Source organism: Phenylobacterium sp. RIFCSPHIGHO2_01_FULL_69_31, assembly GCF_001824475.1.
Classification (GTDB): domain Bacteria; phylum Pseudomonadota; class Alphaproteobacteria; order Caulobacterales; family Caulobacteraceae; genus Phenylobacterium.
In genome coordinates this window covers 159,854-184,547 of sequence record NZ_MHXN01000014.1, presented here as the reverse complement: position 1 = coordinate 184,547, position 24,694 = coordinate 159,854, and the positions used below count along the sequence as shown (strand labels likewise).

The 24,694-nt window shown below is 70.8% G+C and carries 25 protein-coding genes and 1 tRNA gene; 11 read left to right on the top strand and 15 right to left on the bottom strand.

Annotated features, from left to right (window positions below; all coding sequences use genetic code 11):
- Positions 1-54: 54 nt before the first annotated feature.
- Positions 55-1,206: a sugar-transfer associated ATP-grasp domain-containing protein gene (locus tag A2790_RS10210; protein ID WP_293390818.1), complete on the bottom strand. Its 1,152-nt coding sequence runs from the start codon at positions 1,204-1,206 to the stop codon at positions 55-57.
- A 68-nt stretch (positions 1,207-1,274) separates the two neighbouring features.
- Between A2790_RS10210 and A2790_RS10205 the strand changes: the two genes are divergently transcribed.
- Positions 1,275-2,387, top strand: a complete 1,113-nt coding sequence (locus tag A2790_RS10205; RefSeq protein WP_293390816.1) for a glycosyltransferase — start codon at positions 1,275-1,277, stop codon at positions 2,385-2,387.
- A gap of 52 nt (positions 2,388-2,439) precedes the next feature.
- On the opposite strand, the gene A2790_RS10200 is transcribed toward A2790_RS10205, so the two are convergent.
- From A2790_RS10200 to A2790_RS10190, 3 genes are all read right to left on the bottom strand, one after another.
- Positions 2,440-2,514: transfer RNA gene (locus tag A2790_RS10200), tRNA-Gly, on the bottom strand.
- Positions 2,515-2,640: 126 nt separating this feature from the next.
- Positions 2,641-3,384: a DUF6065 family protein gene (locus A2790_RS10195; protein WP_293390813.1), complete on the bottom strand. Its 744-nt coding sequence runs from the start codon at positions 3,382-3,384 to the stop codon at positions 2,641-2,643.
- A gap of 158 nt (positions 3,385-3,542) precedes the next feature.
- A complete protein-coding gene (locus A2790_RS10190) occupies positions 3,543-4,250 on the bottom strand; it encodes a PEPxxWA-CTERM sorting domain-containing protein (RefSeq protein ID WP_293390810.1) in 708 nt (235 codons plus the stop codon).
- 208 nt (positions 4,251-4,458) lie between these two features.
- Here A2790_RS10190 and A2790_RS10185 point away from each other — a divergent pair, with 208 nt between their 5' ends.
- From A2790_RS10185 to A2790_RS10170, 4 genes are all read left to right on the top strand, one after another.
- Positions 4,459-4,965, top strand: a complete 507-nt coding sequence (locus A2790_RS10185; RefSeq protein WP_293390807.1) for a YbaK/EbsC family protein — start codon at positions 4,459-4,461, stop codon at positions 4,963-4,965.
- 69 nt (positions 4,966-5,034) lie between these two features.
- Complete coding sequence (locus tag A2790_RS10180; protein ID WP_293390804.1) at positions 5,035-5,934, top strand: co-chaperone YbbN; 900 nt, start codon at positions 5,035-5,037, stop codon at positions 5,932-5,934.
- A 6-nt stretch (positions 5,935-5,940) separates the two neighbouring features.
- Positions 5,941-6,594 (top strand): LON peptidase substrate-binding domain-containing protein, encoded by a 654-nt coding sequence (locus A2790_RS10175; RefSeq protein WP_293390801.1) that lies wholly within the window; start codon positions 5,941-5,943, stop codon positions 6,592-6,594.
- A gap of 9 nt (positions 6,595-6,603) precedes the next feature.
- Entirely contained in the window at positions 6,604-6,804 is a 201-nt protein-coding gene (locus tag A2790_RS10170; RefSeq protein ID WP_293390798.1) for a Trm112 family protein, read from the top strand.
- On the opposite strand, the gene A2790_RS10165 is transcribed toward A2790_RS10170, so the two are convergent.
- Entirely contained in the window at positions 6,805-8,052 is a 1,248-nt protein-coding gene (locus A2790_RS10165) for a UbiH/UbiF/VisC/COQ6 family ubiquinone biosynthesis hydroxylase (protein WP_293390795.1), read from the bottom strand.
- A gap of 168 nt (positions 8,053-8,220) precedes the next feature.
- Here A2790_RS10165 and A2790_RS10160 point away from each other — a divergent pair, with 168 nt between their 5' ends.
- Genes A2790_RS10160 through A2790_RS10150 form a run of 3 tightly spaced genes read left to right on the top strand, consistent with a single transcriptional unit; the run spans position 8,221 to position 11,567 of the window.
- The gene (locus tag A2790_RS10160) at positions 8,221-9,327 is read left to right on the top strand and encodes an HlyD family secretion protein (RefSeq protein WP_293390792.1); all 1,107 of its coding nucleotides are present in this window, start codon (positions 8,221-8,223) and stop codon (positions 9,325-9,327) included.
- A gap of 4 nt (positions 9,328-9,331) precedes the next feature.
- Positions 9,332-10,957 (top strand): DHA2 family efflux MFS transporter permease subunit, encoded by a 1,626-nt coding sequence (locus A2790_RS10155; protein ID WP_293390789.1) that lies wholly within the window; start codon positions 9,332-9,334, stop codon positions 10,955-10,957.
- A gap of 1 nt (position 10,958) precedes the next feature.
- The gene (locus A2790_RS10150; protein ID WP_293390786.1) at positions 10,959-11,567 is read left to right on the top strand and encodes a TetR/AcrR family transcriptional regulator; all 609 of its coding nucleotides are present in this window, start codon (positions 10,959-10,961) and stop codon (positions 11,565-11,567) included.
- A 24-nt stretch (positions 11,568-11,591) separates the two neighbouring features.
- On the opposite strand, the gene A2790_RS10145 is transcribed toward A2790_RS10150, so the two are convergent.
- From A2790_RS10145 to A2790_RS10135, 3 genes are all read right to left on the bottom strand, one after another.
- The gene (locus A2790_RS10145) at positions 11,592-12,413 is read right to left on the bottom strand and encodes an enoyl-ACP reductase (RefSeq protein WP_293390783.1); all 822 of its coding nucleotides are present in this window, start codon (positions 12,411-12,413) and stop codon (positions 11,592-11,594) included.
- 80 nt (positions 12,414-12,493) lie between these two features.
- A complete protein-coding gene (locus A2790_RS10140) occupies positions 12,494-13,264 on the bottom strand; it encodes an SDR family NAD(P)-dependent oxidoreductase (protein ID WP_293390780.1) in 771 nt (256 codons plus the stop codon).
- Positions 13,264-13,830, bottom strand: a complete 567-nt coding sequence (locus A2790_RS10135) for a DJ-1/PfpI family protein (protein ID WP_293390777.1) — start codon at positions 13,828-13,830, stop codon at positions 13,264-13,266. Before A2790_RS10135 ends, A2790_RS10140 begins: the two co-directional genes overlap by 1 nt.
- A gap of 54 nt (positions 13,831-13,884) precedes the next feature.
- Here A2790_RS10135 and A2790_RS10130 point away from each other — a divergent pair, with 54 nt between their 5' ends.
- Entirely contained in the window at positions 13,885-14,409 is a 525-nt protein-coding gene (locus tag A2790_RS10130; protein WP_293390774.1) for a DUF2244 domain-containing protein, read from the top strand.
- Here A2790_RS10130 and A2790_RS10125 read toward each other — a convergent pair.
- Genes A2790_RS10125 through hslV form a run of 4 tightly spaced genes read right to left on the bottom strand, consistent with a single transcriptional unit; the run spans position 14,402 to position 17,922 of the window.
- Positions 14,402-15,187, bottom strand: coding sequence for a M48 family metallopeptidase (locus A2790_RS10125; RefSeq protein WP_293390771.1), 786 nt, complete (start codon positions 15,185-15,187; stop codon positions 14,402-14,404). The two genes, A2790_RS10130 and A2790_RS10125, sit on opposite strands and share 8 nt — an antisense overlap.
- Positions 15,188-16,486, bottom strand: coding sequence for an ATP-dependent protease ATPase subunit HslU (gene hslU, locus A2790_RS10120; RefSeq protein ID WP_293390768.1), 1,299 nt, complete (start codon positions 16,484-16,486; stop codon positions 15,188-15,190).
- A gap of 16 nt (positions 16,487-16,502) precedes the next feature.
- Positions 16,503-17,384: a nuclear transport factor 2 family protein gene (locus tag A2790_RS10115; protein WP_293390766.1), complete on the bottom strand. Its 882-nt coding sequence runs from the start codon at positions 17,382-17,384 to the stop codon at positions 16,503-16,505.
- Positions 17,371-17,922, bottom strand: coding sequence for an ATP-dependent protease subunit HslV (gene hslV / locus A2790_RS10110; RefSeq protein WP_293390763.1), 552 nt, complete (start codon positions 17,920-17,922; stop codon positions 17,371-17,373). The genes A2790_RS10115 and hslV overlap by 14 nt, the downstream gene beginning before the upstream one ends.
- 39 nt (positions 17,923-17,961) lie before the next feature.
- On the opposite strand from hslV, the gene moeB reads away from it, so the two are divergent.
- The gene (gene moeB, locus A2790_RS10105) at positions 17,962-18,708 is read left to right on the top strand and encodes a molybdopterin-synthase adenylyltransferase MoeB (RefSeq protein ID WP_293390760.1); all 747 of its coding nucleotides are present in this window, start codon (positions 17,962-17,964) and stop codon (positions 18,706-18,708) included.
- On the opposite strand, the gene A2790_RS10100 is transcribed toward moeB, so the two are convergent.
- On the bottom strand, positions 18,705-20,699 hold the full coding sequence (locus A2790_RS10100) for a S9 family peptidase (protein ID WP_293390758.1): 1,995 nt from the start codon (positions 20,697-20,699) through the stop codon (positions 18,705-18,707). The genes moeB and A2790_RS10100 overlap by 4 nt on opposite strands.
- 190 nt (positions 20,700-20,889) lie before the next feature.
- Between A2790_RS10100 and A2790_RS10095 the strand changes: the two genes are divergently transcribed.
- Positions 20,890-22,689 carry an autotransporter domain-containing protein gene (locus A2790_RS10095; RefSeq protein WP_293390755.1) on the top strand — a complete coding sequence of 600 codons (1,800 nt, stop codon included), beginning with the start codon at positions 20,890-20,892 and terminating at the stop codon, positions 22,687-22,689.
- 1 nt (position 22,690) lies between these two features.
- Here A2790_RS10095 and A2790_RS10090 read toward each other — a convergent pair whose 3' ends face one another.
- Complete coding sequence (locus A2790_RS10090; RefSeq protein WP_293390752.1) at positions 22,691-24,007, bottom strand: ATP-binding protein; 1,317 nt, start codon at positions 24,005-24,007, stop codon at positions 22,691-22,693.
- Positions 24,007-24,684 (bottom strand): response regulator, encoded by a 678-nt coding sequence (locus tag A2790_RS10085; RefSeq protein WP_293391431.1) that lies wholly within the window; start codon positions 24,682-24,684, stop codon positions 24,007-24,009. The genes A2790_RS10090 and A2790_RS10085 overlap by 1 nt, the downstream gene beginning before the upstream one ends.
- Between the last annotated feature and the right edge of the window lie 10 nt (positions 24,685-24,694).

The window sequence follows — 24,694 nt, the reverse complement described above, 5'->3', positions numbered from 1 at the left end:
TCCGGGACGACGGGCCTTCCTGTACTGACGTACCGGCCCGGCGTGACGTCTCCGCTACGCTTTGTTGGCAAGATGATGAGCGAGCAGCTCGCCATAGCGGCCCTCGCCCAGGCCCCGGCGCGCGGCGCGCTGGGGCATCAGGACACCGGGCTTGCCGTTGCCCTCGATCAGCAGCGGGCCCTCCGGCGTCATGGCGATGTCCCAGCCGATGAGGGCGTAGTCGGCGAAGGCCTCCGCATGGGCCCGCACGGCCAGCGCCTTCACGCCCGTCCAGTCGGGGAGCCTGCGGCCCAGGATCGGGGCGCCCGTCACCGGATGTCTTTCATGATCGCCCCCGCCATAGCCCTTGCAGGCGAGACCCAAGGCGCCATCCTCTAGGTCGACTGACGAGATCAGGCCGCCGGCCTTCATGTTGTCCACGCGGGCCGCGGGATCGGAGGCGAAGCGGAACGTCGCGCTGACGACCTCGGGGACGCCCGCCTCGTCCAGGATGGTCACGACCCGGACGGTGGGCAGGGCGTCCAGCGCGAGGTCGGACAGGGCCGGATGGGTGGCTATGCGCGGCTGAACCACCAGGGTCCCGCGCGCCGTCTTGAGGGTCGCGGGCAGCCGCGCGGCCAGGTCGGCGGCGTCCGCGAAGGCGCCCAGCAGGGTCAGGCCGTCGCCGCCTTCGCCGTACGCCGGCTTGGCGACCAGCTCGCGGCCCGCTGGATCGGCGCCGGGCGCCAGCCGATCCCGCGCGACGATGGCCACGATCTCGGGATGCGGCAGACCGGCGGCCCGGCACCGGTCGTAGAACAGCGCCTTGTCGGCCAGGGCGCAGCCCGCGGTCCAGCCGAGAGGATTGATGCGCTTGTTGAGCGCCGCGTCCTCGAAGCGGCGGATATAGCCGTCCAGCGCCGCGGCCTCCTCGATCCGGAAGAGAGCCACGTCCTGCGGGTCGGCGAACCGCGCCCGGGCGATCTCGATGGCCCGCGCCCGCCAGCTCTCCTCCAGGCCAAACTTCCGCTGCACCTTGCGGGCCCGCCACGGGATCCAGGCGCGGAAGCCCAGGCCGACGGCAGCGTCCAGGGCGGCGCGCAACGGCCCCCGCGTCGCCCGTCGCTGGCGATAATGCTCGGCCAGGAAGCCGCCGCTCACGGGGGCCAGCACCCCCGGATAGATCGCGTAGGCCTTCTTGAGGAAGTAGAGCCGGTCATACCCCATCCGGCGGCCCTAGCATCGGATTGTTACAATCACCCGGTAGCGCACGTGACACAGGGCCGGAGCCGCCGATGCGCCACGTCTACCTTTATGTCCACGACCTGCGTTCGAGCGGCGTGGTGCGCAACGCCCTTGATTTCGCAAAGCGGCTGTCGCAGGACCATCCGACAACCCTCGTCGCCGGCTATGGCCAGGGGTTCTTCGCCGAGGAAGCCGTGCGAGGCCCGTTCCGGCTGAAGATCCTGGCCGGGCGGGAGGGCGCGCTGGGACGCGGCGTCGCCGCCCTGCGGCTGCGCGCCTGGCTTTCGAAGCAGCCGGGCGGCGTCCTGATGTCGGTGGGCAACATGGGCCACTGGACGCCGTTCCTGGCCTGCCAGGGCCTGCGCCACATCGCCCGCATCTACTGCATCAGCAACGAGGTGGCGCGGGATGACGGCTTGAAGAGCCGGCTCCGCCTGGCCTGGATGGCGGCGCTTGTGCGGGACGCGGCGCGGATCGTCGTCGTCGGCCGCGCGCTGCGGCGCCTGCCGCTGTTCGCGCGCGCCATCGAGACCGGACGGGCAGCCGAGCTGCCGAACGGTGTCGACAAGGCCCAGGCGACGCGGCTCTCCCGCGCCCCCGCGCCGCATCCGTGGCTGGAGGAGCCGGTCCCCGTCGTGCTGGGCATCGGGCGGCTGCGGCCGCAAAAGAACTTCGACCTGCTGATCGAGGCGATGGGCCGGGCGCGCGCCAGCCGCCGCCTGCGCCTGGCGATCATCGGTGGCGGCGCGGACGAGGAACGGGAACGGCTGGCGAGGCTGGCCCGGGCCGCGGGCCTGGATCAGGACTTCCTGCTGGCGGGCGAGACCGACAATGTCTTCGCCTGGCTGTCGCGGGCGGCCGTGTTCGCCCTGCCGTCGCGGTGGGAGACCTCGTCCCTGGCCCTGCTCGAAGCTCTGGCGGCCGGAACACCGGTGGTGGCCTCGCGGCTGGCGGGGGACGCCGCCCTGGTGCTGGATGAGGGCCGCTATGGGCTGCTCTTCGATGGCGACGACCCGGACGCCCTGGCGCAGGCGGTGCTGGCCCAGGCGCAGGCGCCGGTCCGTCCCGGCGAGCGCGCGCTGGCCTACGACCTCAGCCTTACGAACGACCTCTACGCGGGACTGGTGGACGAGGTTCTCGCTCGCGGGATACGCAGCGCCTGATGTGCGAACGGCGGCCCGAAGGCCGCCGCTGGATCGCCGATCAGCTTGAATTTGGAGCGGGCGAGGCGATTCGAACGCCCGACCCCAACCTTGGCAAGGTTGTGCTCTACCCCTGAGCTACGCCCGCGCTCCGTAGGGGCGATAGTCAGCCCCAAATGCGAGAGGCGGCCTTATGGCAGACGGCCTCTGCGTTTGCAAGCGGGCCGAAGCGGCATTTTTTAAGGTCGCCCGACCCGCCTGCGCCGACCCTGTTCTAACGGAACTTCGGCGCCTTCAGCCGGCGCTTGTTGACGTGGCCCTCCGGGGCGTCCGCCTTCACTTCCTCCGGGTACTCGCCCTTGAAGTAGTAGCGTTGCCAAGCCTCCTTGGTGGCTTCGGGGTCGCCGCGGAAGATGCGCTGGTTGAACTCGCTGCGATGCTTCTCCCAGACGTCGTACTGGTGGCGCAGCTCCGGGTCGGAATCCATGCGGCGGATCACCGGCTGGATCTCGTGCAGCGTGTGGTCCTGCAGCAGAGTGATGAAGCAGAAGGGCTCGCCCTTCTCGAACCGCACCCGGCCGGGGCGGGTGAAGATCCAGTTCATCGTGAAGGGAAAGGGCAGCCAGTCGGTCTCGACCACGCCGGCGAGCGGCTGAATCCCGTCCTTCACGTGGTTCGGCGGGCCCATGGCCATCATCGACCAGCCGGGCGGCGTGCGGAACAGGTAGCCGGGGTGCAGCGTCAGCACGCCATGGCTGAAGTGGCTGGTGGCCAGCCGGTGGAAGTCCGGGTTGGGGTAATCCGGCTTAAGGGTCAGGTCGGACTGCATCAGCCCGCCGTTCCATTCGGCCGTGAATGCGACGGGGCAGAGGATTTCCCAGCCGGACGAGTTGGCCATGTTGAGCGGCAGACACCGGTAGGGATGCCGTGCGGTGAAGGCGTCCATCCAGGCCCGCTGCGGGCGGCCCGGCACGATTTCCGGGGGCCGCTCGGTGGTGGGGAAGCACTCAAGTTCCATGGACCCTCGCTCTTGCTACTCGCGAGACCCTTAAGCGCGGCCCTGGCGGTCCGTCCAGTGGACGAGCTCGGCCCCAGACATGGAAAAACCCCGGCCGCTCGCGCGACCGGGGCTGTTCCTTTGCCCTGGAAACCCGAAGGTTCCCGAGAGGCGTATGCTTAGGCCAGAGCCGCCTTGCGTCGACGGAGCATGGCGCCAGCGCCGCCGAAGCCCATGATCATCAGGGCCCAGGTGCCGGGTTCCGGAACCGCCAGCGAGCCAGCGAGGCCGTCGAACTCGAACGAGTTTTGGGCAGATTCGAAGGTGATCGAATTCACGCCCATGCCGCCGAAATCGTAATAGACGCGGTAGCCCAGCGTCCGGTCGCCATTGCCGTCGGGCGAGCCGCCCCAAATCTGATCGCCGGTGAGGATCTGGGAGGTGCCGTTGCGGAAGTTGAACGTCACCTTGTTGAAGAAGTCCGGCGAGCCCATGTAGAAGCTGAACGAGGTCAGAGCGTAACCGTTTTCGCCAGAGAACGTCGCGGAGCCGCCAGCCGGCACCGACAGATAGTCGGTCGGATCCACGTAGATCGTGTTGCCATCGCTCGTGACCGGCACGCCGCCATCAGCGAGCGGAAGCGGCGGCGGAGCGGAGGTGTTGATCGGATCGGGCGTCGTCGTGACTTCGATGCCGCCCGAGAACGAAACGTTCGTGTTCGCGATCCCGTCGAAATCGTAGAGCATCGTCTGACCGTGGGCGGCAAGCGTGCTGCCGTACAGGTCATTCTGCACCGTGTCGCTCACCGTGACGGCGGCGTTCGCGGCCGAGGCCGCAGCGAGGATACCAAACGCGGCGGAAGCCGCGGCAAGCGTACGAATCTTCATCTTGTCTTCCCCAACGTCTGGCCCCCACCACATGTCGGAGGCGACCTTCAGACTTAACAATATATGAATGCCAAGCGCTCTGCGACTCGATTCGCCTAACAAGCGTATGTCAGAAAGAAGCGCCGTGGTTTCAACCGGTTGGTGTCAAGTCGCCCCGGTGGCCCAGGGTCGATTCGTCGCACGGCGCAGCTTTGTTATGACGGGGTCTATGAAGCGCTGCAACGATCTTCTTGCGTTCCTGTCGGATCACCGAATCCAGGCCGTCACGCATGAGCACCCCGCCGTCTTCACCGTGGACGAGGGCGAGGACATCAAGGCCCGGATCCCAGGCGCCCACACCAAGAACCTGTTCCTCAAGGACGCCAAGGGCCAGCTCTGGCTGATCTCGGCCGAGGGGCGCGCCCGCATCGACCTGAAGCGGCTTCACACGGTGATCGGCTCGGCCCGCCTCTCGTTCGGCAGCGCCGAGCTCATGGGCGAGACCCTTGGCGTCACCCCGGGCTCGGTGACCGCCTTCGGCCTGATCAACGACAACGACCGCCGCGTCCGCTTCGTGCTGGACCGGACGCTGGCCGAGGCCGACCGACTCAACTTCCACCCGCTGACCAACACCGCCACGACCACGGTCACGCGCGACGGGTTCCGCGCCTTCCTGGCCGCACTGGATGTCCGGCCGATCATCGTGGATTTCGCCGCGATGACGCGCATCGACTAGCGCCGGGCCCCTGTTGCGACCATCTTGGCAAAAGGACGTTAGAGACCAAGTGACAGGGGACTTTCGGGCATGACCCTCATTGGGGAAACCCAAGGCGCGCCGGCCGCCGCCGATCTGATCAAGGACGCCACCGACGCGAGCTTCATCGCCGACGTCGTGGAAGCCTCGAAGACCACGCCGGTCATCGTCGACTTCTGGGCGACGTGGTGCGGCCCGTGCCGCCAGCTCGGCCCGGCCCTGGAGAAGGCCGTGCTCGCCGCCAAGGGCGCTGTGAAGCTGGTCAAGGTCGACATCGACGCCAACCCCGCCTACGCGGGCCAGCTGCGGGTGCAGTCGATCCCGGCCGTGTTCGCGTTCGTCGATGGCCGGCCCGTGGACGGCTTCATGGGCGCTCTGCCCGACAGCCAGGTGAAACAGTTCGTCGACCGCCTGGCCAAGCAGGGCGGCGCCTCGCCCATCGACGAGCTGTTGGGCATGGCGAAGGAGTCGCTGGAGCTGGGCGACGCCGGCGGGGCGGCCCAGGCCTACGCCCAGGCGCTGCAGATGGACCCGACCCACGTCAAGGCGATCGGCGGCATGGCGCGCGTGCTGCAGCAGGCCGGCGACCTGGACCAGGCGCGCGAGGTGCTGGAGATGGCGCCGCCGGACGCAAAGGATCCCGACATCGATGCGGTGCGCGCCGCGCTGGCGCTGGCGGACCAGGCCCCCTCCGAGACGGCGGTGTTCGAGGCCCGGATCCTGGCCGACGCCGACGACCACGAGGCGCGGCTCGAGTACGCCAAGGCGCTCGCCGCCTCCGGGCAGATGCACGAGGCGGTCGACCAGCTCATCGAGAGCATCCGCCGCGACCGGGAGTGGAACGATCAGGCCGCCCGCAAGCAGCTTCTCACCATCTTCGAAGCCGCCGGACCCATGTCCGACGTCGCCAAACAGGGCCGGCGCAAGCTCTCGACCATCCTGTTCAGCTGAGGCGCGATGGCTCCCTACCGTCAGCTTTCCGACCTGCCGCAATTGATCCCGGTGTTCCCGCTGGACGGGGCCCTGCTGCTCCCCGGCGGCGAGCTGCCTCTGCAAATCTTCGAGCCGCGCTACCTGAACATGGTCGACGACGCCATGGCCGGCGACCGGGTGATCGGGATGATCCAGACCCGGGGCGGCAGCCGGGCCCGCCCGAAGCTCTCGGACGTCGGCTGCCTGGGCCGGATCACCAGCTACGCCGAGACGTCCGATGGCCGGTACATGATCACCCTGACCGGCGTCTGCCGCTTCGAGGCGGGCGAGGAGCTGGACCTGCGGCTGCCCTATCGCCAGCTGCGGGCGAACTACGAGCGCTTCCGGGTCGACCTCGCGGACGAGGAGGCGGGCGCGACCGAGGCCGCCCGCGCCCGGTTCGCGACGGCGCTGAAGCGCTACCTCAATCGCCGCGAACTGGACATCGACTGGGAGACCGCCAGCGAGGCTCCGCTGGAAGCGCTGGTCAACAGCCTGTGCATGGGCCTGCCCTTCGAGCCCGCCGAGAAGCAGGCCTTCCTGGAGGCGCCCGACTTGGCCAGCCGGTTCGAGGTGCTGACCACCCTTCTCGAGATCGACGCCTCCGATCCGGATGACGAGCCCCATCAGCTGCAGTAGAGGGACGCCATGAGCGATCCTGCGCCCGCCCTCGACGTCGATCCCCGCCTGTTGGAGGTCCTGGTCTGTCCGGTCACCCGCGGACCGCTGGCCTACGACCGCGCCCGGCAGGAGCTCATCAGCAAGGGCGCGCGCCTGGCCTATCCGATCCGGGACGGCGTGCCGATCATGCTGCCCGAGGAAGCCCGCCCGCTGGGCGAGGGCGAGTAGCTACAGCGCCTCGCCGCGCAGCAACCGGGGCAGGTCGCCCACCGCGCCCCCGGCCTCGTGCATGAAGAACCGCCGCGCCGGGGCGATCCTGTTCACCGCCGCCATGCCGGCGCCGCGCGCGATGCGAAGCAGCGGGTTGTCGTTGGAAAACAGCCGGACGAAGGCGTCCATCCCGGCCGAGAGCGTCACCGTATCGAAGCGGCGCCAGGCCGCGTAGCGCTCCAGCACGACCTCCGAGCCGATGTCCTCGCCCACGCGGACCGCATCGACCAGGACCTCGGCGAGGGCGGCTGCGCCCTTGAGGCCCAGATTCAGGCCCTGGCCTGCGATCGGGTGCACCCCGTGGGCGGCGTCGCCCAGCAGCGCCACCCGCGGCGCCGCGAACCGCTCGGCGAGCTGGAGGCTTAAGGGGTAGGTGAAGACCGGCCCCTCGATGGCGACGGCGCCCAGGAATTCGCCAAACCGCCGCTCCAGGTGCGCCTGGAACACCTCGGGCCGCGCGCCGGCCAGGGCGGCGCCGCGGGCCGTGCTTTCCGTCCAGACCAGGCTGGCGCGATCGTCCGTCAGCGGCAGGATCGCGAAAGGTCCGCCCGGCAGGAAGTACTCATGCGCCACGCCCTGGTGAGGGCGCTCCAGCCGCACGGTCGCGACCACGCCGGTCTGGCGATAGTCCCAGCCGATGGCGCCGATGCCGGCTGCTGTCCGGATCACCGAGCCCCGGCCCTCGGCGCCGACGGTGAGGGGCGCACGCAGGACCCGCCCGTCGGCCAGGGTGACCTCGGCGAGACGGGGGCCGAAGGTCGCGCCGGTGACGCGCGCGGGGGCCAGCACCTCGATCCCGGCGGCCTCCACCGCCGCCGCGAGCGCTACGCGGGTGCGGCGGTTCTCCAGCAGGTAGCCCAAGGGCTCGCCGTCCGAACGGTCGGCGATCTCGCCGGAGTAGAAGCGCAGGAAGAACGGCAGCGGACCGCCGGACGCCGCGCCGGGTGTCGTCGCATCGGTGACCAGGATCTGCTCGATCCGCTGGGCATGCGGCTCCATCGCCTCGCCGAGATCCAGCGCCTTCCACTGGCGGAACGCGGCATAGGCGATCGCCGAGGCGCGCCCGTCGAAGGTCGGCGCCAGCTGGGCGTCGAAGGCCACCGGATCGATCAGGATCGGCTTCAGGCCCGCCCTCGCCAGGGACAGGGCAAGGGTCGCGCCGGCGATGCCGGCGCCCGCGATGATGACGTCTGCGTCCTGGCTCATGGCAGGGATAGGCCACGAAACCCGGCCCGGCGTCCAGCGGGCGCCTCGACGATCCGGAATGATGGACACCCGCGTCCATTCTTCACTTGCCGCTAACGCGGGCGAGGCATATCTCGAGACAGGGATTGGACCGCAGAGTCCACTTTTCGTTCGAGAGGCGTTCGCCGAATGGCTGGTATGCCGAGAGGCCGCATCGTTCCCCTCGCCGCCGGGGGTCTGGCGGCCGTAGCCGTCGCCGTGGGCGGCGGGCTCTGGTGGCTGGACCGCCAGAAGTACGAGACCACCGACAACGCGTTCGTGGCGGCCGACAAGGTGACGGTCGCGCCCCTGGTGGACGGCTACGTGGCCGAGGTGCTGGTCGACGACAACCAAGCCGTCAGTCCCGGGCAGGTGCTGGTCCGGATCGATCCCGCGACCTTGCGGGCGCGTCTGGCCCAGGCCGAGGCCAACGCCCGGGCCCTTGAAGCGGCCGTCAGCGCGGTCGACGACAAGGCCCGGCTGGAGCAGGCGATGATCGCTCAGCGCGCGGCGGCGGTCGACAGCGCCCAGGCCCAGGCCAAGTGGGCCGACAGCGAGTTGAAGCGCTACGGGTCGCTCGCGGGCGAGGGCTGGGTGTCGCCGCAGCGGGCGCAGACCGCAAGGACGGCCCAGGAGCAGGCGGTGGCCGCCGTGACCCAGGCCCGCGCGGCCCTCGAGGCCGAGCGTCGCACCGCCCAGTCGCTGGGCTCGGCCCGCGAGCAGAGCGTGGCCCAGGCCGCCGCCGCCCGGGCCGCCGCCGAACAGACCCGCATCGATCTCTCGAGGACTGAGATCCGAGCCCCAGTGGCCGGCGTCGTCGGCGCTCGCGCCGTGCGGGTCGGCCAGTACGTGCGGCCCGGCGGCGCCCTGATGAGCATCGTGCCGCTCGCCGACGCCTATGTGGTGGCGAACTTCAAGGAGACGCAGGTCTCGCGCCTCCGGATCGGCCAGCCCGTGGAGATCCACGCCGACGCCTTCGGCGACACCGCCATCAAGGGCCGGATCGACAGCTTCGCCCCGGCCACCGGCGCCGAGTTCGCCCTGATCCCGGTGGAGAACGCCGTCGGCAACTTCACCAAGATCACCCAGCGCCTGCCGGTCCGCATCGCGATCGACCGGAACCAGAAGCTGGCCGGCGGCCTGCGGCCCGGGCTGTCGCTGAAGGTGAAGGTGGACGTGACCCGCGACACCGGCCCCGCGTTCGCCGAGGCCGGCCAGACCCCCGAGCGCTTCGCCCGCCAGGGCGCCCAGAACTAGTCCCGTGACCGACGCGGTCCTTCCCCCCGACCCGGCCCGGGCCCGGAAGCCCGAGGCCCCCGCCGTGCTGGGCGCGGACGGATCGCACGTCGACTGGGTGAAGGTGTTCCTGGGCTTCGGCGGGATGGTGATCGGCCAGTTCATGGCCATGCTCGACATCCAGATCGTCGCCAGCTCCCTGGTCCAGATCCAGTCGGGGATCGGGGCCACGGCCGACGAGATCAGCTGGGTGCAGACGATCTACCTCCTGGCCGAGGTCGTGATCATGCCGCTCACGGCCTACCTGACCAAGATGTGGGGCACGCGGTCGTTCTATGTGATCGCCGTGATCGGCTTCATCGCCACGTCGGTGGCGGTGGGCCTGTCGTCCTCGGTGGCGATGATGATCGTCTTCCGCGCGCTGCAGGGCCTGTTCGCCGGGGCCATGATCCCGCCCGTCTTCGCCACCGCCATGACGGTCTTCCCGCCCGAGCGCCGCATCACCGCCAACGTCATCGTCGGTCTGATCGTCACCCTTTCCTCGACCATCGGCCCCACGCTGGGCGGCCACCTCACCGACCTGCTGAGCTGGCGCTGGCTGTTCTTCATCAACATCCCGGTGGGGATGCTGGTGATCTTCCTCGTCGGGCGCTACGCCAACTTCGACAAGGGCGACCCCAGCCTCTCGCGAGGCATCGACTGGTGGGGCCTGGGCCTCATGACCGTGTTCCTGCTCTCGATGCAGTACGTGCTCGAGGAGGGCAGCAGCGAGGGCTGGTTCGAGGACGGCATCATCCTGTGGCTCACGGTCCTGGCCGTCCTGACCGGCGTCGCCTTCATCTGGCGCCAGCTCACCTACTGGCAGCCGATCGTGTCCCTCGCGCCGTTCCGCGACCGCAACTTCAGCCTCGGCATCGTGATGACCTTCGTCACCGGCGTCAGCCTGTTCGGCGGCACGTTCCTGATGCCGATCTTCCTGGGACAGGTGCGGGGCTTCTCGTCGGCCGAGGTGGGCAACACCATGCTCGTCTCGGGCCTGACCATGTTCCTCTCCGCGCCGATCGCCGGCCGCTTCGTCCGCATGGTGGACGCGCGGATCGCCATGATCGGCGGCTTCGCCCTGGCCGCCTGGGCGATCCAGCTGGGGGTGCGCGTCACCGACGAGTGGGGCTTCAACGAGTTCTTCGTGCTGCAGGTGGCCCGCGGCCTGGGCACCATGGTCGCCATGATCGCGGCCCAGCAGATGAGCGTCGCCTCCCTGCCGGTCACGATGATGAAGGACGCCTCCGGACTCATAAACCTGGTGCGCAACGTCGCCGGAGCCATCGGCCTGGCCATGCTGACCACCATCCTCAGCCACCAGGGCGCCATCCACTACATGGACTTGGCCAGCGCCGCCGGGCAGGCGAACGCCTCCAGCGCCGCCTTGCTCGACGGCCTCACCGCCATGATGACCGAGGGCGGCGTGGCCGACCCCGAAGGCACGGCCCGCAAGGCGATGAGCGCCATGCTCCACCGCCAGGCGGCGGTGCTCAGCTTCGGCGACGCCTTCGCGGTGCTGGCCCTGGCCTGCTGGGTCGCCGTCGGCCTCGCCTTCTTCGCGCGGCCCGGTCCGGCGATGCCGGGGCCCTCGGAGGGCGGAGGCCACTGACATGCCGCGCATCGCCGGCCAGATCGACGTCTCCAAAAACGAGGCGATCCTGGACGCCGCCATTGAGGTGTTCGCCGAGCGCGGCGTGACGGCTTCGATGGAGGACATCGCCCGCCGCGCCTGCGTCTCCAAGCAGACCATCTACAATCACTACGGGTCGAAGGCGGACCTGGTCCGGGCGGTGATGGACCGCCGCGTCCACGAGATCACCGCGTCGCTGGACGCCCCCAGCTCGGTCGAGCGCCCGGGCGCGGCCCTGGCCGAGTTCGCGCGCGTGCTGCTGCAGGCGGTCATGCGTCCGCAGGGCCCGGCCTTCCTGCGCATGGCGATGCTCGGGGTCTCCGAGATGCCCGAGGTGGCGGCGGCGATCTACGAGGCCGGCGCCCGGGCCAGCCGCCAGCGGCTCGCCGCGTTCCTACAGCTGGAGACCGACGCCGGCCGCCTCGCCTGCCCCGATCCGATGCAGGCGGCGGAGTTCTTCGCCGGCATGGTGCTGGGGTCGCTGCAGATGGCCACCCTGCTGGGCGTCGACCCGCACCTCGACGAAGCAAGGATCGACCACATCGCCACCGAGGCCGCGGCCCGCTTCATGCGCGCCTACGCGCCCTGAGGCGGCCTGAGGGCGGCCTGGCGCCTAGCCCTCGCCGTCCTCGTCGTCCGAAAAGCCCATGATGTGGAAGCCGGCGTCGACGTGGATAACCTCGCCGGTCGTCGACTTGCCGAGATCCGACATCAGCCACAGGGCCGCGCCGGCCACGCCCTCCATGGAGGTGTCTTCCTTCATGGCCGAGAGCGAGCGGCCTTTTGCCAGCATGCCGCGGCCGCCGGAGATGCCGGCCAGCGAGAGCGTCTTCATGGCGCCGGGCGAGAGGGCGTTCACCCGGATGCCCTTGGGCCCCAGGTCGCGGGCCGCATAGCGGGTCGCCGCCTCCAGCGCCGCCTTCGCCACGCCCATGGTGTTGTAGTTCGGGATCGCCCGCTCCGAGCCCATGTAGGTCAGGGTCACGATCGAGCCGCCCGCCTCGGGCATCAGCGCGGCCGCGCGCCGGGCGCAGTCGACGAAGCTGAAGGCCGAGATGTTCATCGCGCGCAGGAAGCCTTCGCGCGTCGTGTTGTCCACGAAGCTGCCCTTCAGCTCGTCCTTGTTGGCGAAGGCGATGGCGTGGAGGAAGAAGTCGATCTGGCCGAAGGTCTTGGCCACCGCGCCGAAGGCCTCGTCCATGGAGGCGTCGTCGGTGACGTCGGCCGCGACGATCAGCTTGGCGTTCACGCTTTCGGCCAGCGGCGTCACGCGGCGTTCCATGCCCGGCAGGTGCATGAAGGCCAGGTCCGCGCCCTGGGCAGCCAGCTGGCTGGCGATGCCCCACGCGATGGACTGGTGGTTGGCGACCCCGGTGATGACCCCCCGCTTGCCCTTCATCAGGGTTCCGGTCGGCATCTGATAATCGTCGGCCACGTGGTGTTCTCCCATCCGTCGTTGGGCGGTTTGTGGCCGATCCCCCTTCCCATGTCGAGGATGTGGAGGGCGCGGCGGCGCTACCTCCGATCCACGGCGAAGGGGCCGAAGGCCTGTTGGACGGGCATGATCTCCAGGGTGTTGACGTTGATGTGGGCCGGGAGCTTCAGCACGCTCTCGCACACGAGGGCTACGTCGTCGGCGCTCATAGCCTGGACGCCCTGGTAGACCTTGCCGGCCGCGTCGGCGTCGCCCTTGAACCGGACCACCGAGAACTCGGTCTCGGCCATGCCGGGCTCGATGGACGTGACCCGCACCTTCGCGCCCAGAAGGTCGGCGCGCAGGTTCAGCGAGAACTGGCGCACGAAGCTCTTGGTCGCGCCGTACACATTGCCGCCGGGATAGGGATAGTTGGCGGCCACGGACGAGATGTTGAGGATGTCGCCGCGGTCGCGGGCCACCATGCCGGGCAGGACGGCGCGGGTGATGCGCACGAGGCCGGTCACGTTGGTGGCGATCATGGTCTCCCAGTCGCTCAGCGCCGCCTCGTGGGCCTTGTTCAGGCCCAGGGCCAGGCCGGCGTTGTTGTAGAGGATGTCAATCGCCTCGAAGGCGGCCGGCAGACTCGGGAGCAAGGCTTCGACCGACGCCGCGTCGGTGACGTCGAGTTCGCGGGTGAGCAGGCGGTCGGTCCCGAGCTCGGCGGCGAGGGCTGCCAGGCGCTCGGCCCGGCGGCCGGTGGCGATCACCCGCCCGCCCGCGGCGATCAGCCGACGGGTCATGGCCTCGCCGAAGCCGGAGGTGGCGCCCGTCACCAGGGCGATGCGCCCGTCAGCCCACGTCTCGCTCATCATCCCACCTTCGCCACGGAATCCACGATCTGCGCCGCCGCCTGCGGGCCGATGAGGCGCTCCACGATCCAGGCGGCCAGGTCCTGGGTGGCCAGGCAGCCGCCGCCGGTGGCGACATTGCCGTGGATCACCAGGGGCCGGCGCTCGGTGCGCACGCCCATCGCCTCGAGCTCGGCGAAGACGCTGGGATAGGTGGTTGCGCTCAGCCCTTCAAGCAGCCCCAGGGCGGCCAGGATCAGGACGCCGGAATCGATGGCGGCGATGAGCTGCCGGGACGGGTCGAGCCGGAGGGACGAAAGGAAGGCCGGATCCTTGATCTTCAGGCGGCTGCCGGGACCGCTGACGATGAAGACCGCATCGGCGCCCTCGGCCCAGGACAGCGGCTCGTGCCGGTCGATGGCGAGGCCGGAGTAGGAGGCGAAGCGCGCACGGTCGGCGCAGATCCGCACGTCCCACTCCCCGTCGAAGGCGGCGTAGGTGGGGTCCTTGACGCGGTAGAACAGGTCCCAGGGCATGAACAGGTCCACGTCCGTGAACCCTTCGAACCCGATCATGGCGATCTTCATGCGCGGCCTCCAACCCTGCTGACGGCCTCAGTTGGGGCGGCGGGCGCCCGGGCCGTGAGAGCCAGTTCCGCGGGCGTGGACTTCGGCCTATCCTGCGAGGCCATGAGCCGGCCGCTCTACATGGACGCCGAGATCAAGCCGAACCGCTCGCTGTCCGAGCGGGGGTTCGTGATTCTCATCTCGATCATCACGGCGGCCAACGTCGCCTCGGCGGTGGTGTTCATCCGCATGGGCGCGCACTACGTCGTGCCCTTCCTGGGCCTGGACGTGCTGGCGGTGGTGGTGGCCTTCGCGGTGAGCTTCCGGGCCGGCAAGGTGATCGAGCGCGTGCAGGTCAGCCCGACGCAGGTGCGGATCACCCGTGAAACGCCCAAGGACATCCGGGTGATCTGGGAAAGCCCCACAGCCTTCACGCGCGTCGCCACGGTGCGCGACGAGGAGGATCGAGTGATGGCGCTGACCCTCAGGCTCTCCGGGCGGGAGACCGCCGTGGCCGCAGCCTTGAGCCCCGGCGAGCGCGGCGAGTTCGCCAGGGCCCTGGAAGATGCCATCTGGCGCGCGAGGCGCGGGGCTATCTGACCTGGGCCGGAGCGCCCGAGACAGCCGCCTTCAGTTCGGCCAGGCGGCGGTCGTCGGCGGGATGGGTGGAGATCACCTCGGGCGGCTTGCCGGCGGCCTCTGCCCGGGCCGCCATCCGCTCCCAGAAGCGCACCGCGGCGGTTGGGTCCATGCCGGCCTTGCGCATCAGGTCGACGCCCACGCGGTCGGCCTCCAGTTCGTGCCGGCGCGAATAGGGCAGGATGACCCCGAACATGGCGCCCATGCCGAGGGCCGCGCCGATCTCGTCGGCGTACTGGCCGGCGTCCTCGGCGATCAGGCGCTCGATGATGGCGACGCTGGCCTGGACCGCCAGTTCCTGGCTCACCCGCTCCGCGGAATGGCGCGCGATCACGTGGCCCACCTCGTGCCCGAGCACGGAGCCGACCTCCTCGTCGCTTTGGGCGAACTCCAGCAGGCCGCGGAAGAACCCGACCTTGCCGTTGGGCAGGACGAAGGCGTTGAACTCGGGGCTGTCCAGCACCGTGAACGACCAGTCGAGGTCGGTGCGGCCGGCGGCCTTCACCAGCGGCGCGCCGATCCGCGCCAGGCGGGCGTGGGCCGCGGGGTCGGCCACCGGCGGGATCTTGGCGGACATCTCCGCCCAGGCCTGGTCGGCGAGGGTGGCGAGCTGGCCGTCGTCCACGACAACGAACTGCCGGCGCCCCGTGGCCGCGTTCTCGCTGCAGCCGGCGAGGGCGGACGCCCCCAGCGCCGCCATGAAGCCCCGGCGCGACAGTCCCCAGCAGGCGGCGCACATCTAGAGGATGAACTTGCTGAGGTCGGCGTTGCCCGCCAGTTCGCCCACCCGGCCCTGCACATAGGCCGCGTCGATGACGATGGTCTCGCCGGTGCGGTCGGCGGCCGTGAAGCTGATCTCCTCCATCACCTTCTCCAGCACCGTCTGCAGCCGCCGGGCGCCGATGTTCTCCACCGAGCCGTTCACCGCCACCGCGGCGTCGGCCAGGGCGTCGTAGGCGTCCTCCGTGAAGCTCAGGGTCACCCCTTCGGTGGCCAGCAGGGCCTGGTGCTGGCGGACCAGGTTGGCCTCGGGCTCCACCAGGATCCGGCGCATGTCCTCGCGGGTCAGGGCCTTCAGCTCCACGCGGATCGGCAGGCGGCCCTGCAGCTCGGGCAAAAGGTCGGACGGCTTGGCCACGTGGAAGGCGCCGGAGGCGATGAACAGGATGTGGTCGGTCTTAACCGGCCCGTACTTGGTGGAGACGGTGGTGCCCTCGATCAGCGGCAGCAGGTCGCGCTGTACGCCCTCGCGGCTGACGTCGGCCCCGGCGCGCTCTCGGCTGGAGGCCACCTTGTCGATCTCGTCCAGGAAGACGATGCCCTGGTTCTCGGCCAAGGACAGGGCTTCGGTGGTCAGGGCCTCCTGGTCGACCAGCTTGTCGCTCTCCTCGGCGATCAGCGGCGCCCAGGCGCCGGAGACGCTGGTCTTGTGGGTCTTGGTGCGGCCGCCGAAGGCCTTGCCGAACATCTCGCCGATGTTGAGCATGCCCATGTTGGGCTGGCCCGGGATCTCCATCATCGGCATGGACGGCCCGCTGTCGGCGAGCTGCAGCTCCACCTCCTTGTCGTCCAGCTCGCCGGCGCGGAGCTTCTTGCGGAAGCTCTCCCGCGCGGCGGTGGAGCCGGGGCCGGTTAGGGCGTCGAGGATCCGCTCCTCGGCGGCGGCCTCCGCGCGGGCGCGGACGCCCGCCCGCCGCTTCTCGCGCACCATGGCGATGGCGCTTTCCACCAGGTCGCGGACGATCTGGTCCACGTCGCGGCCGACATAGCCCACCTCGGTGAACTTCGTGGCCTCGACCTTCAGGAACGGCGCCTGGGCCAGCTTCGCCAGGCGGCGGGCGATCTCGGTCTTGCCGACGCCCGTGGGGCCGATCATCAGGATGTTCTTCGGCGTGACCTCGTCGCGCAGGTCGTCCGGCACGCGCCGGCGGCGCCAGCGGTTGCGCAGGGCGACGGCCACGGCCTTCTTCGCCTCATGCTGTCCGACGATGTAGCGGTCGAGTTCGGAGACGATCTCGCGGGGGGAAAATTCGGTCATGTCGGCCGCTAGATAGTCACGAAGCGGGCGGTGCGACAGCCTCTGCCTGAACCGGGGGCGCCTGGAGGGGCGGGGCGGCGAGCAGTTCGTCGAACAGCAGCCGCCATCCGCCCGCGTCGTTGCGCCAGATCCGCACGTAGTGGCCGCGCTGTTCGGCCCCGCCGGCCGTCCAGCGCGCCGCGCCATAGGTCCAGGCCATATCCCCGGCGCTGGAGGCCTGGCCGCCCAGGGGGGCGAAGGCGATCGACGTGGCGCGGGTGGCGAGCTCGGCCTCCAGATCCGCGCGGCCGGTCGGCGGTTTGCGGCGCGAGCCGACGATGCGCCCGTCGTCCGCCACCACGGACAGGAACGCGGCCTGCACGTCGGTCTTCGCCGCGGCGTGCAGGGCGATCTCGGCCTTCATCACCTGGTCCATGGCCTTAGCCGAGGAGCCGGCCTGGTGGGCGGCGGGCCGGGCGTAGGCCACGTCCGACCCTTTCGGCGCGGCGCCGGTCTGGTCGCTGGGCGGGCCGCCGTCGAACAGCCACTTCCACGACCCGTCCGGCTGCTTGGCCCAGACCGTGAAGTAGTAGCCGCCCGGCTTGCCGTCGGCGGTGTAGGGGCCGGTGGTGAAGCCGAGGTCGCCCGAGCGGGCGATCCCCGCCCACAGGGGCCACCAGGCCAGCTCTACGCCTTTCGGCCGCGGCTGGCTGTAGACCGCCTTGGCCAGCAGCGGTTCGGGCGCGAACACGATGCCGTCGGGGGCCGAATGCTTCAGGAAGCTGGCCTGCACGCCCAGCGCCTGGCCGTCGGCCGCGAAGGCCCGCTCGGCGGCGACGACCGGCGCCGGGGTCACCGGCGCGGCAAGGGCAGGGAAGGCGAGGAAGGCCGCGATCAGGGCGACGCTAGAGGACCTCAACCGTCAGTTCTCCATTGGTGTAGACGCAGATGTCTGCGGCGATACCCATGGCTTTGCGTGCGACCGTCTCGGCGTCCAGGCCGTTTACGTCCAACAGCGCCCTGGCTGCTGCGAACGCATAGTTCCCGCCGGAGCCGATGGCGGCGACGCCGTATTCCGGCTCCAGCACGTCGCCGACGCCGGTCACGGTGAAGATCTGGTCCTTGTCGGCGACGAGCAGCATGGCCTCGAGCCGCCGCAGGTAGCGGTCGGTCCGCCAGTCCTTCGCCAGGTCCACGCAGGCGCGGGCGAGCTGTTCCGGATACTGCTCCAGCTTGGCCTCGAGCCGCTCGATCAGGGTGAAGGCGTCGGCGGTGGAGCCGGCGAAGCCCGCGATGACCCGGCCGCCGGCCAATTTGCGGACCTTCTTGGCGGTCCCCTTGACGATGGTCTGGCCCATGGACACCTGGCCGTCGCCGGCCACGACGGTCTTGCCGCCCTTGCGCACCGCCAGGATGGTGGTCCCGTGCCAATCGGGGAAGGCTGAGCTATTCGACATCCGGGCGATGTGAGCAGCGCGCCGGCCGAGGTCAAGGGAATGACATTCGACGACGAGGAGATCGAACGCTACGCCCGGCACCTGGTGCTGCGCGAGGTGGGCGGTCCGGGACAGCAGAAACTGAAGGCGTCCAGTGTGCTGATCGTCGGCGCGGGCGGCCTGGGCGCCCCCGTGGCGCTGTACCTGGCGGCGGCGGGCGTGGGCACCATCATCCTGGCCGATCCCGACGACGTCGACCGCTCGAACCTGCAGCGGCAGGTGATCTACGCTGAGGACGACCTGGGGCGGCCCAAGGTGGATGCGGCGGCCGACCGGCTGGCGGCGCTCAACCCGCATGTGTTCGTGGCGGGATTCCAGGGCGCGTTCGACGCCTCCACCGCCGACCAGCTCGTCGAGGGCGTAGACCTGGTGCTGGATGGCACCGACGACTTCGCAACCCGATACTGCGTCAACGACGCCTGCGTGCGCCACGGCAAGCCGTTGGTCTCGGGCGCCATCGGCCGCTGGACAGGCCAGGTGGGGGTGTTCGGCCGCCAGCCCTGCTACCGCTGCCTCGTGCCCGAGATCCCGCCCGACGCCGAAACGTGCGTAGCGGTGGGGGTGGTGGGCGCGCTGGCGGGCGTGATCGGCTCGATGATGGCGCTGGAGGCGGTTAAGCTGATCGTGGGCGCCGGCGAGCCGCTGGCGGGCCGCCTGCTGATCTACGACGCCCTGGCGGCGGAGACGCGGACGGTGCGGGTGGCCGGGGATCCCGACTGTCCGGTCTGCGGGGGCGCCGCCGCCTAGATGTGCTTGCCGATGAAGGCGGTCGCGGTTTCCAGCACCGTCTTCCATGTGGCGTCGGACCAGCCCCGGTGGCCTTCGCCTTTCAGCTCGACGAGATCGCACGTCTTGCCGGCGGCCTTCAGGGCCTTGGCCATCAGGCGCGACTGTTTGGGGTCGACGATGGTGTCCTCGGTCCCGTGGATCAGCAGCACCGGCGCCTGGATCTCGGCCACGCGGCGCGCGGGGGAGGCGCGGATCAGCAGGTCCTCGTCGGCGCGCGGGTCGCCCATGGACGCGCGCCAGTAGGCATAGGTCGGCGAATCCACCCCGTCCTCCCGGCGGGAGAAGGCCAGGCTCTCGATCAGGTCCGCGTCCCCGGCGATGGAGACCACCGCCCGATAGAGATCCGGCCGCCGCACGGCGCCCATCAGGGCCGAGTAGCCGCCATAGCTGGCGCCCAGGATCGCCAGCCGCTTCGGGTCGGCCCGGCCCGCGGCGACGAGCTGGTCGACGGCGTCCTCCACGTCCGCCTGCATGCGGTCGGCCCACTGGCGGCGGCCCTGCTCGGCGAACGCCCGCCCGTAGCCGCCGGAGCCGCGGAAGTTCGGCTGCAGCACCAGCCAGCCGCGCGCCGCCAGGGCCTGGGCGGTCAGGTCGTAGTCCAGATAGTCGCGCACCTCCGGTCCGCCGTGCGGCATGACCACCATGGGCAGCGGCTTGCCCGCCGCCTGGATCGGGACAGTCAGGTAGGCGGGGATCTCGGCCCCGTCGCGCGTGCGGACCTTCAGCGCCTCGCCCTTGGCCAGCCGGTCGGGCGTGAGCCACGGCTTGCAATGGCCGACATATTCCAGCCGCCGCGTCTGGCGGTCGTAGACCTGGAACGAGCCGGGCTCCTGCGGACCCGTGGCGCGGAACAGCATCCGCTTGTGGGCGACGTCGATGTCGTAGAGCTGGACGTTGCAGGTGTTCTTCAGGGCGGCGTTCACGGCCCGGAAGTGCGGGGCCAGCGCCGGGTCGGCGAATTCGTAGTTGAGCCGGTCGTCCCAGTAGGCGCTGGCCACCAGCTTGAGGTTCTCGTCGACGAAGCACGTCTCGAAGTCGCGATCCGGGCGCTCGGCGATCACGTCGCCGAACGTCTGGCTGGCCAGGTCGAAGGTGCGGATCACGCTGGTGTCGCGGCCCTCCATGCGCTGGCAGACCAGGAACACGCCCGCCTCGGGGGTCGGGCCCACCACGTCGAAATCGGGCAGCTTCTTGCCCTCGGTGAACCGCGACTTGCGGATCAGCTTCCAGTCCTTCTCGCCGGGGGCGCGGCCATAGACCCACCCGATCGTCCCACGGGCGTTGGAGTCCATCCGCAGCATCGGAACGCCGCCCTGGGTCAGCCAGAAGTCGGTGGCCGCCACGCCCTGTTCCACCAGTTCGGCGGCGCCGGTGTAGACGTCCACCTGGAACAGGCCATAGGCGCCGCGGCTGTCGTTCCAGGCCTGCATCAGCACCCGGCGCGGATCGTCCTTCAGGTAATCCACCACCCGCGAGGCGTCGAAGCCGCGGCGCAGCACCGAGCGCGATCCAGCGAACATCACCACCGGGTCCTGGCCCTTCAGGTCGACCGAGATCACCCGCTTCACCGGCACGGGCACGAAGGTGTCGTAGAACCAGAGGCCGTAGGGCTGGCCCTTCTCGTCCTTGTGGAAGGTGATCCAGATCAGCAGCCGCTCGTTGTTGGCCCACTCCACGTGGCTGACCGATTGTTCGCCGATGACGGCCGCGTCGGGTCGCGCCGAGAGGTCTGCCAGGCGCGAGAGCGTGACGTAGGCGTTCTTCTTCCCGTCCTTGACCTGGGTGCGCAGGATCGCCAGCTGCTCGCCGTCGGGCGAGATCGCGGCGTCGTGAACATCGGGCTCGCGCAGCAGCTCGTCGATGCTGGGCGGCGTCGGGGCCGCGCCGGCCGCCTGCGCCGCAACGGGCGCCATCGCCGCGGCGGCGAGCATCGCGCGGCGCGTCAGCATGGTCCGAACGGAAGTCGCAGGCGCATTGAACGCCGATGCTTGAGCGTCGCGCGAGCGCCCGTCAATGGCGCCGGGGCGCACGGAGGCCGGCGTCGCCGTGGCAACAGTTTGTCACGATCGGTCACGCGCCGCTCACAGGCCGGCGCCGTCCCCGCAGGAAGGTCCCGCTCCCCCGAGTGAGGAGTATCCCATGCCGTCCTTTCCGAACGCCGCCCCCCGCCGGCTGACCTCGCGCCTGCTGGCCGCCGGCGCCACGCTGGCCCTCGCGGCGCCGGCCGCCGCCCAGGAAGCTTCGCCCTACGGCCGCATGGTGGTGTTCGGCGACAGCATCTCGGATGGGGGCGCCTATGGGGCCAAGGCGCCCGCCGGGGCGGGCAGCTTCACGACCAATCCCGATCCGGTGTGGGTGGAGGTCATCGCCTCCGGCATCGGCCTGCCGCTTACGACGCACGTCGCGGGGGGCGACAACTACGCCGAAGGCGGCGCGCGAGTGAAGGAGCCCAGGCCCGATGCGCCCGGCGACCTGCCACGCACGCCGGTGGTCAACCAGATCGACGCCTTCCTGGCCAAGGGCGGGACCTTCGACCCCGGCACCCTCGTGGTCATCCAGGGCGGCGGCAACGACGTCTTCGCCACCCAGACCAATGGGCTGGGCTTCACGCCCATCGACCTCGCGATCCTGGATCAGGCCGCCCTCGACCTCGCGGCGCAGGTCAAGCGCGTCGAGGACGCGGGCTCGGCGACCATCGTCTCCGTTAGCGTGCCCAAGTTCGAGGTCTTCAACAGTCGCTACCGGTCCGCCCTGGCAGCCACCGGGGCCAATGTCCTCTATTTCGACGTGGCGGCCCTGATCGCCGAGATCGAGACCAATCCGGGCGAGTTCGGCATCGTGAACACCACCGACCGCGCCTGCCGCGGCACGGCGCTGGACTCGTTCCGCTGCCTGCCCGGGACCTACGTGACGCCCGACGCCAACCGCACCTATCTCTACGCGGACAACGTCCACTTCACCGGCGTGGTGCACGAGATCGAGGGCGACGCCGTGCTGGCGACCCTGCGCGCCCCGAGCCAGGTGGGCCAGCTTCCGTTCACGGCGCACGCGATCATGCGCTCCACCCAGGACGGCCTCGCCGAGTTCGCGCGCGCCGAGCCGGGCCGCGGCGGCGGCTGGACCCTGTTCGGCTGGGCGGAGGGCGGCCAGTTCGACATTGACACGCGGGCCCGCGCCAGCGGCCTGGACGGCGACACCGCCGCCGCCACCGCGGGCGCCATGCGGACGGTGCGCCCGGGGATCAGCGTGGGCGGGGCCTTCAGCTGGAGCCAGACGGATGGGGAGTTCGGCAGCGACACCGGCGGCTTCGACCTGCGCACCGTGACGGTGACGGCGATGGCCCGGGTCGAGCGCGGCCCGTTCGACGCCGCCCTGCACGCCGCCTATGGCGACCTGGCGTTCGACGACGTCGAGCGGCGCGTGGTGCTGGGCCCGGCCGAGCGGATCGAGGCCGGCGACACCAACGGGCGGATGTGGTCGGCCGGCGCCGAGGTCGGGCTGACCCGGCAGGCGGGCGACTTCACGGTGCGGCCGCTGGCCGGGCTGCGCTACGAGCACGTCACCGTGGGCGCCTATGCCGAAGCCGGCGCGCGATCGACCCAGATCACGTTCGGCAAGCAGACCGTGGAGAGCCTGACGGCTTCGCTCGGCGCCCAGGTGGGCTGGGCCGCGACGGAGACCGCCCGGCCGTTCGCGCGGCTGAGCTATGAGGCCGACCTCCTGGACGAGGCCCAGTGGCTGACGATCACGCCCAGTGGCGCGCCGGTCTCGTTCACCAGCGAGACGTTCCGGCCAGACGACAGCTATTTCGCCTACGCGGTCGGCGTGACGGCCGAACTGCAGGCCGGGCTCTCCGGCAGCCTGCTCGTGTCCGCGACGTTCGGGCGCGGGGCGATGGACTCGGCGGCGCTGCGCGCCGGCGTGCGCGGGCGGTTCTGACTTAGGCCCCCTGCAGTCGAACGGTGGCGCGCAGCCCGCCCTCGGGCCGGTTCTCGAGGGTGAGGCTGCCGCCCTGGCTCTCGGCCAGCCCCTCCACGATCGCGAGCCCCAAGCCCGCGCCTCCCGTGCCACGGCCGCGCGAGGGCTCCAGGCGCTCGAAGGGCTGGGTGAGGCGGGCGAGAGCCGCGGGCGGCGCGCCAGGCCCATCGTCCTCCACGGCCAGGGCCACGGTCTCGCCCTCCCGCCAGGCCCGCAGCCGCGCGCTGCCGCCGTAGCGGACCGCGTTGTCGACCAGGTTGTCGACGATCCGGTGCAGGGCGATGGGCGAGGCGCGGACGCACAGCGGCCCGCCGGGCGGGGTGGCGTCGGACACCGGCTGGCCCAGCTCGCTGCGGCGCTGGACCAGGGCGGCGAACTCGGCGCGGACGTCCAGGATCTCGGCCTCGCCGCCGGGCGCCCGCGTGGCGTCCCGGGCGAACAGCAGGGCGTCGTCGACCAGCTGGCCCATCTCCTCCAGGTCGGCGATGGCGCGGGCCTGCTGGTCCGGATCGGCGATGAACTCGGCGCGCAGCCGCAGGCGGGTCAGGTAGGTGCGCAGGTCGTGGGCGATGGCCGCCAGCATGCGGGTCCGGTCGTCGAGCAGGCCGCGCACCCGGTGCTTCAGTTCGTTGAGCGCCGACGACAGGTCCCGCACCTCGCGCACCCCCCGCTCGGGCAGGTCGGGGGCATGGACGTCGTCGGCGATGCTGCGGGCGGCCCGGGCGAGGCGGCGCACCGGCCGGATGGTCCACAGGCTGACCGACAGCACGCCCAGCATCACCGCCAAGGCCGCCAGGGCGAAGACGTAGGCGCGCTCGGTGACCCGCTGCACCAGGGTCTGGTTGCGCTGGACGATCATCACCTCGCCCGTGCGCAGGCCGACGAGCAGGCGGATGCGGCCCTTGGAGGGTTGATCGCGCCGGACCTGGATCCGGAAGGGGCGATCTTCAAGGTCCCGGCCGTAGCGATCGAAGAAGCGGGCGAGGCGCGGGACCCGCTCGGCCGCCTCGCCGTTCGGCTCGATGGGGAAGCCTTCCACGACCTCGACCGCCATCGGGCCGCGGTTGAGGGCGTCCGCCACCAGGGGCCGGACGTCGGGCGGGGCCGCTTCCAGCGCCCGGGCCATCGCCGCGGCGTCGCGGGCGGAAGGCAGGCGAAAGACCAGGGGTCGGCCGTCCGGCCAGATCACCACCGCCAGGACCGCCGCCTGCAGCAGCACCAGCCCGATGGTCATCACCAGGGCCAGGCGCAGGGCCAGGCTGTCCCGCAGGCGCGGCATCAGCTCTTGGCGACGGGCAGGGCGAAGAGGTAGCCGCCGCCCCGGATGGTCCGGATCACGGTCGGCGCCCGGAAATCGTCCCGCAGCTTGCGGCGCAGCCGGCTGAGCTGGACATCGATGGTGCGGTCGAAGGGCGTAGCGTCCCGGCCCCGCGTCCAGTCCAGCAGCTGTTCGCGGGTGAGGACCCGCTGCGGATGGGTCACGAAGGCCAGCAGCAGGTCGAACTCCCCGCCCGTCAGCTCCACCTCCTCGTCCTGCGGGTCGGTCAGGCGGCGTGCCGGGGCGTCGAGGGTCCAGCCGCCGAAACGGTAGGTCTCGCGCGGCATCGGGCGCGCGGTGCTGTGCGCCTCGCGCGTGCGACGCAGGACCGCGCGCACCCGGGCCACCAGCTCCCGGGGGTTGAACGGCTTGGCCACATAGTCGTCGGCCCCCAGCTCCAGGCCCAGGATCCGGTCGATGTCGTCGCCCTTGGCGGTGACCATGATCACCGGCGTCTGCACCGGCGCGTTGCGCAGCCGCCGGCAGATGGACAGGCCATCCTCGCCCGGCAGCATCAGGTCCAGCAGCACCAGGTCGACCCGCCGCCGCTCGAGCAGCCGGTCCAGCTCCTCGCCCCGGGCGCAGGTCGCCACGTCGAACCCCTCGCGGGTCAGGAGGCCGTCCACCAGGAGGCGGATCTCAGGGTCG